Source organism: Carboxydothermus ferrireducens DSM 11255 (genome assembly GCF_000427565.1).
Taxonomy (GTDB): Bacteria; Bacillota; Z-2901; order Carboxydothermales; family Carboxydothermaceae; genus Carboxydothermus; species Carboxydothermus hydrogenoformans.
Map to the genome: position 1 here is coordinate 1 of NZ_ATYG01000046.1, position 9,335 is coordinate 9,335.

The 9,335-nt window shown below is 39.5% G+C and carries 9 protein-coding genes and 1 pseudogene; all 10 read left to right on the forward strand.

All coding sequences use genetic code 11. The features are described 5' to 3' along the window. The first annotated feature begins 292 nt into the window (after positions 1-292). Positions 293-1,117 (forward strand): diaminopimelate epimerase, encoded by an 825-nt coding sequence (gene dapF / locus CARFE_RS0111985; protein ID WP_028052915.1) that lies wholly within the window; start codon positions 293-295, stop codon positions 1,115-1,117. A 33-nt stretch (positions 1,118-1,150) separates the two neighbouring features. Beyond that, entirely contained in the window at positions 1,151-2,323 is a 1,173-nt protein-coding gene (locus tag CARFE_RS0111990) for an LL-diaminopimelate aminotransferase (RefSeq protein ID WP_011344399.1), read from the forward strand. 68 nt (positions 2,324-2,391) lie between these two features. Further along, positions 2,392-3,570: a pyridoxal phosphate-dependent aminotransferase gene (locus tag CARFE_RS0111995; protein WP_034542121.1), complete on the forward strand. Its 1,179-nt coding sequence runs from the start codon at positions 2,392-2,394 to the stop codon at positions 3,568-3,570. 13 nt (positions 3,571-3,583) lie between these two features. Then, complete coding sequence (locus CARFE_RS0112000; protein ID WP_034542122.1) at positions 3,584-4,450, forward strand: YicC/YloC family endoribonuclease; 867 nt, start codon at positions 3,584-3,586, stop codon at positions 4,448-4,450. Positions 4,451-4,463: 13 nt separating this feature from the next. Further along, positions 4,464-4,727 (forward strand): extracellular matrix/biofilm regulator RemA, encoded by a 264-nt coding sequence (gene remA, locus CARFE_RS0112005; RefSeq protein ID WP_011344396.1) that lies wholly within the window; start codon positions 4,464-4,466, stop codon positions 4,725-4,727. A 16-nt stretch (positions 4,728-4,743) separates the two neighbouring features. Then, positions 4,744-5,358: a guanylate kinase gene (gmk, locus tag CARFE_RS0112010; RefSeq protein WP_011344395.1), complete on the forward strand. Its 615-nt coding sequence runs from the start codon at positions 4,744-4,746 to the stop codon at positions 5,356-5,358. Then, the gene (gene rpoZ, locus CARFE_RS0112015) at positions 5,355-5,564 is read left to right on the forward strand and encodes a DNA-directed RNA polymerase subunit omega (protein WP_011344394.1); all 210 of its coding nucleotides are present in this window, start codon (positions 5,355-5,357) and stop codon (positions 5,562-5,564) included. Before gmk ends, rpoZ begins: the two co-directional genes overlap by 4 nt. 16 nt (positions 5,565-5,580) lie before the next feature. Continuing rightward, positions 5,581-6,780 (forward strand): bifunctional phosphopantothenoylcysteine decarboxylase/phosphopantothenate--cysteine ligase CoaBC, encoded by a 1,200-nt coding sequence (gene coaBC / locus CARFE_RS0112020; RefSeq protein ID WP_028052918.1) that lies wholly within the window; start codon positions 5,581-5,583, stop codon positions 6,778-6,780. Between the two features lie 37 nt (positions 6,781-6,817). Then, complete coding sequence (gene priA, locus CARFE_RS15130) at positions 6,818-8,974, forward strand: replication restart helicase PriA (RefSeq protein WP_051250311.1); 2,157 nt, start codon at positions 6,818-6,820, stop codon at positions 8,972-8,974. A gap of 74 nt (positions 8,975-9,048) precedes the next feature. Beyond that, a pseudogene (locus CARFE_RS0112030) lies at positions 9,049-9,335 on the forward strand (IS200/IS605 family accessory protein TnpB-related protein); the annotation flags it as partial.

Here is a 9,335-nt window from a genome sequence, read left to right on the forward strand (position 1 = left end):
AAAGGGGAAAACCTTACCGTACAAACCGTGGCGAGTTTTGCGGGTAGCCCTCCTGACCGGAGCTCTCCTTGACAGGCCATTATATCGTGACCTGTCACCGCTTAAGAGAATACTTGTAAGCGGTATGGGAGAAGGTGGCTGAAAGCTACGGCAAGTTCCATAGCTTGGTGATGGGACTATGGGAGTGTCTAAATACCGCCTGCTGGGGATGGGCACTCTCTGAAAGGGCGGACTACAAATAGCCCAGCCTCAAACTGTACAGTTTTGTACAGTTTGGGATACCAGGTTTACAATGGAGTTTTTAAAAATGCACGGATTGGGAAACGATTTTGTAGTGATTGATGAAATAAAAAACCAGAATTTAGTAAATAAAAATCTTTCCGACTTAGCAAAAAAAATTTGTGATCGGCGATTTGGTATTGGAGCCGATGGTTTAGTTTTGTTGCTTCCGTCCGAGAAAGCGGATTTTAAGATGAGGATAATTAACTCCGACGGTAGCGAAGCAGAAATGTGTGGAAATGCGATTCGATGTGTGGCTCGCTATTATGTTGAAAAATATAATCCGGCCAAGAAGCAATTAGAGGTGGAGACTTTGGCTGGTATTATTAAACCAGAAGTTTTGGAGAACAATATGGTACGGGTTGATATGGGACGGCCAATACTAAAACCGCAGGAGATTCCCGTAGCGGTGGAGGAAGAACCGGTTAATATTCCCCTTGAAGTATTAGGTCAAAAATTCTATTTCACAGCGGTATCTATGGGTAACCCCCATGCGGTAATTTTTGTTGATTCTTTAGCTAAAATTGAATTAGAAAAATATGGTCCATTAATTGAAACCCATCCGCTATTCCCGCGGAAAACAAATGTAGAATTCGTAGAAATTTTGAGTCCAGCGAAAGTAAAAGTTTTTGTTTGGGAAAGAGGTGCTGGTGCTACTCTTGCCTGCGGTACCGGTGCTTCGGCGGTTGTAGTGGCAGGACGTATTCTTGGCCATTTGCAGGAAGATGTTGAAGTTGTTTTACCCGGTGGCAGTTTGTTTATTAACTGGGTTTTTGGGGAAAGCGTTTATATGACTGGTCCTGCTGAAATAGTATTTAAGGGAGAATATTTTTTATAATTTAATAAAAACACTTGGGAAAGGGGATGGCAAATGTTAGAAGCTACAAGAGTTAGAAATTTACCTCCCTACTTGTTTGCGCGAATTGAAAGATTAATTGCTGAAAAAAAAGAGGCAGGAGTTGATGTAATAAGCCTTGGGATTGGTGACCCGGATACCCCTACTCCAAAGCACATTATTGAGGAACTTTACCTTGCAGCCCAAAACCCGGAAAATCACCAGTACCCCTCTTCGGTTGGAATGCTTTCTTACAGACAAGCGGTTGCTGCCTGGTATGCACGGAGATTTGGGGTTGAGTTAGATCCAAAGACTGAAGTAGTTTCCCTCCTGGGTTCAAAAGAAGGAATAGCGCATATTTCCTGGTGTTATGTTGATCCCGGAGATTTAGTTTTGGTTCCTGACCCGGGATACCCGGTGTATGAGGGTGGGACGATATTAGCTGGTGGTACTACATATAAAATGCCATTAAAGCCTGAAAATGGGTTTTTACCGGACCTTGATAGTATTCCCGAAGAGGTTGCACGCAAGGCTAAATTAATGTTCATAAATTACCCCAACAATCCTACCGGTGCAGTAGCTGACCTGGGATTTTTTGAAAAAGTGGTTCATTTTGCCAAAAAATATGAAATTTTAGTGTGTCATGACGCTGCTTATTCGGAAATTACCTTTGATGGGTATCGAGCTCCGAGCTTTTTAGAAGTAAAGGGAGCCAAAGATGTAGGTATTGAATTTCATTCTTTATCGAAGACCTACAACATGACCGGTTGGCGGATTGGCTGGGCGGTAGGAAATGCAAAAGCAATAGATGCTTTGGGGCGGTTAAAATCAAACATTGATTCCGGAGTATTTCAAGCTATCCAATATGCAGGAATCAAAGCATTAGAAGGACCTCAGGATGTGGTAAAGGAATTATGTGACCTTTATGCCCAAAGACGGGATTTGGTAATTGAAACTTTAAATAAATTAGGGTGGAATTTAAGTAAACCCAAGGGGACTTTTTATATTTGGGCTCCGGTTCCCAAAGGATTTACGTCGGCGAGTTTTGCAGAATACTTAATTGAAAAAGCTGGGGTTGTCATAACTCCAGGAAATGGCTATGGAACAAACGGTGAAGGTTATTTCCGAATTTCTTTAACTATACCAACTTCAAGATTAAAAGAAGCTTTGCAAAGAATTGAGCAACACTTGGGTAAGGTTGAGTTCTAACTATGCGTCCATCCCTCAGTATTGAGGGAGTGGACTTTTTTCTTGAGATTGACTCGGGGGGGATAAAGATGTTTTCAGAGAGGGCCTTACAGATTGGCGAATCGCCGACTTTAGCCATTGACAAAAAAGCTAAGGAACTTATTAAGCAGGGAAAGAAAGTGATTAATTTCGGGGTGGGAGAACCTGACTTTGATACACCTGAATACATTAAAGAAGCGGCAATTAATGCTTTACGGCAGGGAAAAACGAAGTACACACCGGTAGGTGGCATTCCGGAGTTAAGAAAAAAAATAGCCGAATATTTAACCCAAAGAACCGGTGTAAATTATGAAGACCAGGAAGTAGTGGTTACCTGTGGTGCAAAGCACGGATTGTATAATATTTTCCAGGTAATTTTAAATCCCGGCGATGAAGTAATTATTCCTGTGCCTTATTGGGTAAGCTATGTGGAGCAGGTCAAACTGGCCGGTGGAGTACCAATTTTGGTCCCTACTGGGGAAAATTTTAAGCTGGCACCGGATAAATTAATAAATTACCTTAACAATCGGACTAAAGCAATAATTATTAATTCTCCTTCTAATCCTACCGGAGTAGTATACAGCTTTGATGAACTTAAAAGCCTCGGACGGTTGTTAAAAGGCAGAGAAATTTTGATTATTGCTGATGAAATTTACGAACGGATATATTTTTCCGAAAAGCCAATTAGTTTTGTAGCTGCCAACCCCGAATTGAAGGAAAAAACTTTTATTGTCAACGGTTTTTCGAAAAGCCATAGTATGACCGGGTGGCGCTTAGGGTATGTGGCTGCCTCTAGACAGTACGCCGCCAAACTTATTGAACTTCAAAGTCACCAGACGTCAAATCCGACCTCCTTTGCTCAATGGGGGGCTTTAGCTGCTTTAACCATTGAAGATGATAGCGTTGAAAAGATGGTGCAGGAATTTAAAAAACGCAGGGATTTTGTGGTAAGTAGACTTCAGGAATTAAAGCTAAAGGTAATTGAACCTGCAGGAGCTTTTTATGTTTTTCCGCGGATTGATAACTGTTTTGGGAAAAAACATTCAGGAAAAATAATAAATACCAGTACCGATTTTGCGGAAATTATGTTAGAGTACTACTTAGTAGCAATGGTTCCAGGAATTGCATTTGGTGATGATCGCTTTATCCGCCTTTCTTATGCTTTGAGTTTAGCGGATTTAAAAGAAGGTTTAAAGCGTTTAGAGACCTTTTTAAAAAACTTAGAGTAGGGGTTGTAGAAAAATGCACAGCATGACCGGGTATGGACGGGCTGAAAGCATTTCAGAGTTCGGGAGAATTTTAATAGAGCTAAAAGGAGTAAATCACAAATATCTGGAAATAAATGTTAAACTACCCCGCCGTTATTTTTTTCTTGAGGAAAAGATAAAAAAGGTTGTGCAAAGCAAGGTTTATCGGGGTAAGATTGACCTTTACGTTACAGTAGAGGAAGCATTAAGCAAAAATGTTAAAATTGATGAAAATTTAGTCTATGAATATTACAAAGAATTGCAAAAAATAGGTGAAGCGTTGGGAATTAAGGCGGATATTGAGATTGAAGACCTTTTACTGCTACCGGATATTTTTAAAATAGCCGAACCGCAATTTGATGAAGAGCAGATCTGGAATTATTTTTTAGTTCCTTTAAATGAAGCCCTTGGGAAATTTATTGCTATGCGCTGGGATGAAGGCAAGCGCCTGCAAGATGATATTAGCCAGAAAGTAACCGTGATTAAAAACCTGGTAACGGAAATAGAAAGTCGGGCGCCGGAAATTCCCAAAGAATACCGGGAAAAACTTTTAAACCGGTTAAAGGATTTGGGAAATTTAGGTATACCCGAGGAAAGGATCTTGCAGGAAGTACTTTTATATGCCGATAAGGTAAGCATTGATGAAGAGATTACCAGGTTAAAAAGCCATATCACAGCTTTTTTAGAGGTTATCCATGATTCTGGACCTATCGGTAAAAAGTTAGATTTTATTGTGCAGGAGATGTTTAGAGAAACTAATACTATTGGTGCGAAAGCCAATGACCTTTTTATTTCTACAAAAGTGGTAAATTTAAAAAGTGAACTTGAAAAAATCAGAGAACAAGTTCAAAATATAGAGTAAAGGAGGGAATTTGGTGGAAATAAAGTTTATTAACATTGGGTTTGGTAATATTGTTTCGGCGAATCGCATTATTTCTATTGTCAGCCCGGAATCCGCACCAATTAAAAGGATTATTTCCGAGGCAAGGGATAAAGGGATGTTAATAGATGCCACATATGGTAGAAGAACCCGGGCGGTTATAATTATGGACAGCGATCATGTTATCTTATCAGCGGTTCAGCCGGAAACGGTAGCCCATCGCCTTAATACGAAAGAAAATCAAGAGGAAAATTTTTAACAGAGAAGGAGAAGTTATGCATAAAGGAATGCTGGTGGTAGTTTCGGGACCTTCGGGAGCAGGAAAAGGTACTATTTGCCAGGAAATTCGGAAAAGAAATCCAAACCTCTTTTATTCTATTTCTGCAACAACCCGCGAAAAAAGAGTGGGAGAAATTGACGGGGTTCATTACTATTTTATTGATCGACAACAATTTGAGAAAATGATTGCAAACGATGAATTTCTCGAGTGGGCCGATGTTTATGGAAATTATTATGGAACACCAAAAAAGCCCGTATTTGAAGCTTTAGCGCGCGGACAGGATGTGATCTTAGAAATTGATATAAAAGGAGCCCGGCAAGTGAAGAAAACTTACCCGGAGGGTGTTTTTGTTTTTATTTTACCCCCTTCCATTTCTATACTGGAAGAAAGGTTACGGAAGAGAGGTACCGATAAAGAGGAAATTATTGTTAAAAGGATGCAAATGGCCTGGGAAGAAATTGCTAACTGTGATTGGTATGATTATTTAATATTAAATGATGATCTCGAAACAGCGGTTAATGATTTAGAAGCGGTATTAACTGCGGAAAAATTAAAACCCAAAAGAGTAAATTACCGGGTTTTACTTGAAGGAGGTGTTTTAGAAAGATGAACCAGCCTTCTTTAGATATTTTAATGAAAAAAGCGGATAGCCGGTATACATTAGTGGTAGCAACAGCCAAAAGGGCCAGGCAAATTACTGCTGGAGAATCAAGTAAATTAAAACATATTTCCAATAAACCCGTGACCATTGCTTTACACGAAATCGGCAACGATTTAATCACCTACCAGCGGCTTAAATCATCCCAAAATAAATAAGGAGGCCCAAGTTTTCGTGTCTGAGGGCAAAATAATCCTGGGAATTTCCGGCGGAATTGCCGCATATAAAACGGTAGAGTTGGCCAGGGAGTTAACCAAGAGAGGGTACCAAGTTTTTCCCGTATTAACTTCAGGAGCAGAAAACTTTGTTACTTCCCTATCACTGGCCACTGTTACCGGTAATAAAGTATTAAAGGAAATTTTTACTGAAGCGGATCCCATTTTGCATATATCCCTTACTGATGAAGCGGACTTAATTTTAATTGCTCCGGCAACCGCTAACATTATTGGGAAAATAGCTAATGGCATTGCCGATGATTTGCTTACCACCATTGTTGCCGCTAAAAACTGTCCTGTTTTAATTTGCCCGGCAATGAATACCCGTATGTATCAAAACAGTATTGTGCAGGAAAATCTTAACCGCTTAGTTGCTCATGGTTTTAATATCTTGGCGCCTGATTCCGGCAGTCTTGCCTGCGGTCATGTGGGGCCGGGTCGACTTCCCGATATTCCGGAAATTATAGCTGAGGTTGAAAAGTTGTTACAGGAGAAAATTTTAAAAGGCATAAAAGTTTTGGTAACGGCAGGACCTACCCGGGAGTACATTGATCCGGTCCGGTTTATTACTAATAAGAGTTCTGGGAAGATGGGATTTGCTTTAGCTGAAGCTTTTAGAAACCTGGGGGCTGAAGTATATTTAGTTTCGGGTCCGGTAAGTTTAGCACCGCCAACGGGTGTTAACTTCATTTCCGTTGAAACTACCGAGGAAATGGCCCAAAGGGTTGATGAGTTATTTGAAAAAGTGCAGATCGTAGTTAAAGCGGCTGCGGTAGCAGATTATACGCCCAAAGAAAAGTTTCAACAAAAACTACCGAAAAAAAATTCTCTTACCATTGATTTAATTAAAACCAAAGATATTTTAAAAAGCTTGGGAGAGCGGAAGGTGGATCAGTTTTTGGTGGGGTTCGCTGCGCAAACCCATGACCTGGAAAATTATGCAGCAAAAAAGCTTTTAGAAAAAAATCTTGATATGATTGCAGCTAATGATGTTTCCAGGACTGATATAGGATTTGATTCGGAAGAAAATGAAATTGTAGTTTACACCAGGGATGGTGAAAAAATCTTGATTCCCCGGGCATCCAAAAAAATTGTTGCCCAAAAACTTGCCCGGTTAATAGGGGAAAAGTACTTAAATAAACAAAACGAAAAAGGTTAAGCCTTTTTCGTTTTTAATTATTTTAAGGGGGCAGTGTATGACTGTTTATGCCCAGGTTGCTTTACTAAGGCCGTCAAGGCATTTAGATCGCTTATATACTTATAAATTACCCTCTTCTGACATAAAAAAAGTTGCAATTGGAGCCAAAGTCAAGTTTAATTTTAATAATCGTTTGGAAGAAGGCTTTATCTTTTCTCTTGGCCAGGAAAAGGATTTTTCTGGGGAAATAAAACCTATTTTAGAAGTTTTACCCGAAGAACTTTGGTTAACTCCTGAATTGGTGGAGATGGTTAAGTGGATTTCCGAGTATTATCTTTGTTCAATTACCGAGGCACTAACTTTAATATCTTTTCCGGAGAAAGTATATCAGGATGTGGAAGTATTTTGTACGGTAGTGGATGAAACAAAACTTAAAGAGAAGATAAAAAAAAGCAAAAGATTGCAAAACGATGAGACGGTAATAAGCTTATTAAAGGATAAAAGGGGTTTAGTAAGAACTACTTCTACTATTAAAAAATTGGTTAAACAGGGAATACTCCAGATTAGAGAGAAACCACTACCTAATTTACCGCCAATTGAGCTTACCGAGAGTCAAAAGCAGGTATATCAGCAAATAAAACGGGATATGCCAAAAAATTTTGTGGGATTATTACACGGAATTACCGGCAGCGGCAAAACGGAAATTTACTTAAAGTTAGCGGGAGACTTTTTAAACCAGGGGAAACAGGTACTATTTCTTTTACCAGAAATAGGTATTACCACGCAGATGGTTGCCCGGGTGAAAAAATACTTCCCGGAAAATACTCTGGTTTATCATAGCCGCTTGAATGCCCGGGAAAAGTTCACGGTTTGGCGGGAATTAAAAAAGGGTAGTCCGGTTTTGGTATTGGGAACCAGGTCGGCAGCTTTTTTACCCTTTCAAAATTTAGGATTAATTATTCTCGATGAAGAACACGAGCTCAGTTATAAACAAGAAGAAACCCCTAAATATCATGTCCGCGAAGTGGTTTACTGGCGGGCTAAACGTTTGGGCATTCCCCTTTTGTTGGGTACCGCTACTCCCTCCATGGAAACATATGCAGCTGTAATATCAGGATTAATTAAATATTATTTTTTGGGTAAGCGGTACCAAAATAGGCCTTATCCCCAGGTCATTATTGTTGACATGTTTAAGGAAGCTAAGGAAGGAAATACCGGGATAATTAGCAGTGTGCTTCAACAAAAAATTAGCGAGCGACTCCAAAAGGGAGAACAGGTTTTTTTGTTTTTAAATCGCCGGGGCTTTGCTCCAATGATTATGTGTCGAAAATGCGGTTATTTTTACCGCTGCCCTGATTGTGATGTTTCCATGACCTATCACAAAGAAGAAAAAAATTTCCAATGTCATTACTGTGGTAAAAAAATTGCTTTTACCTGCAAGTGCCCAGCTTGTCAGGAAATCTCTCTTGATTTATATGGTTATGGGACCCAAAGGGTTGAAGAGGAACTGAAAAAGCTATTTCCAGCCAAAATTTTTCGCGTCGACTACGATACCATGAGGAGTAAAAATAGCTATGATAAAATATTAGAGGCGATTAAAAATAGGGAAGCAGATATCATTATTGGAACGCAAATGTTGGCCAAAGGATTTGATTTTCCTGATTTAACGTTAGTTGGAGTATTAAATGCTGATCAAAGCTTAAATTTGCCGGATTTTCGCGCCGGGGAAAGAAGTTTTAATTTACTTACCCAGGTTGCCGGAAGAGCCGGTAGAGGGCTCGTGCCCGGAGAAGTGATAATTCAGACTTTTAATCCGGAAAATTATATTATTCAAGCGGTGCAACGGGGAAATTTCCAGCAGTATGCCTTAAAGGAGCTTTCTTTGAGAAAACAGACAGGATATCCACCTTTTAGTAAAATATTTAGGCTTATTATAGCTGGCGAAGACGAACAGCAGGTTATTGAGGGGGCAAATAATTTAGTTAATTTATTAAAAAATGCCAGCAAATGTAATCCGGAGGTAGAAATTATTGGACCGGCAGCAGCTCCCTTTTATAAGTTAAAAAGAAACTTTCGCTATCATATACTTTTAAAAACTAATAAAAGCAGTTTTGCCCGTGAAGTTTTAAAAGCAGGATTACAGGAGTTTAAAAAAAGTAGTTTAAACCATAAATTAACCTTGGTTTTAGATTTAAGTCCCCAAATCTTTCTTTAAAGGAGGCAGCAACAGTTAAGCCAAACAATGCAGAATAGTGCAATAATACTTGCTCAGCAAGGGATAAAGTTTAATTGTACAAAATCGTAAGTGTGGTGAAAGCCCTGAAGCAAGTCATAACAATACAGGCACGGTTATTTCCAAAGGCAGAGGAGAACGAGGTATTAGATAACTTAATGCGAAAGTGGAACTCCTGCAAAAGATATGCTTATAACCGTCTGCTTGAAGGAAAAACCCGAAAAGAACTCAAGAAAGAACTGCAACAAATGTTTAACCTAAATTCCAGATATGTAGACGATGCTATACTTGAAGCCAGCGAAGTTTTGCAAAGCACCAAAGAACTTGGAGAAAACCCTCGTAA

Bases quoted from the DNA above. Each gene is read 5' to 3' on its own strand.
- CARFE_RS0112000 (WP_034542122.1), top strand. From the start codon at position 3,584: ATGCACAGCATGACCGGGTATGGACGGGCTGAAAGCATTTCAGAGTTC.
- CARFE_RS0111990 (WP_011344399.1), top strand. From the start codon at position 1,151: ATGTTAGAAGCTACAAGAGTTAGAAATTTACCTCCCTACTTGTTTGCG.
- dapF (WP_028052915.1), top strand. From the start codon at position 293: ATGGAGTTTTTAAAAATGCACGGATTGGGAAACGATTTTGTAGTGATT.
- gmk (WP_011344395.1), top strand. From the start codon at position 4,744: ATGCATAAAGGAATGCTGGTGGTAGTTTCGGGACCTTCGGGAGCAGGA.
- rpoZ (WP_011344394.1), top strand. From the start codon at position 5,355: ATGAACCAGCCTTCTTTAGATATTTTAATGAAAAAAGCGGATAGCCGG.
- priA (WP_051250311.1), top strand. From the start codon at position 6,818: ATGACTGTTTATGCCCAGGTTGCTTTACTAAGGCCGTCAAGGCATTTA.
- CARFE_RS0111995 (WP_034542121.1), top strand. From the start codon at position 2,392: ATGTTTTCAGAGAGGGCCTTACAGATTGGCGAATCGCCGACTTTAGCC.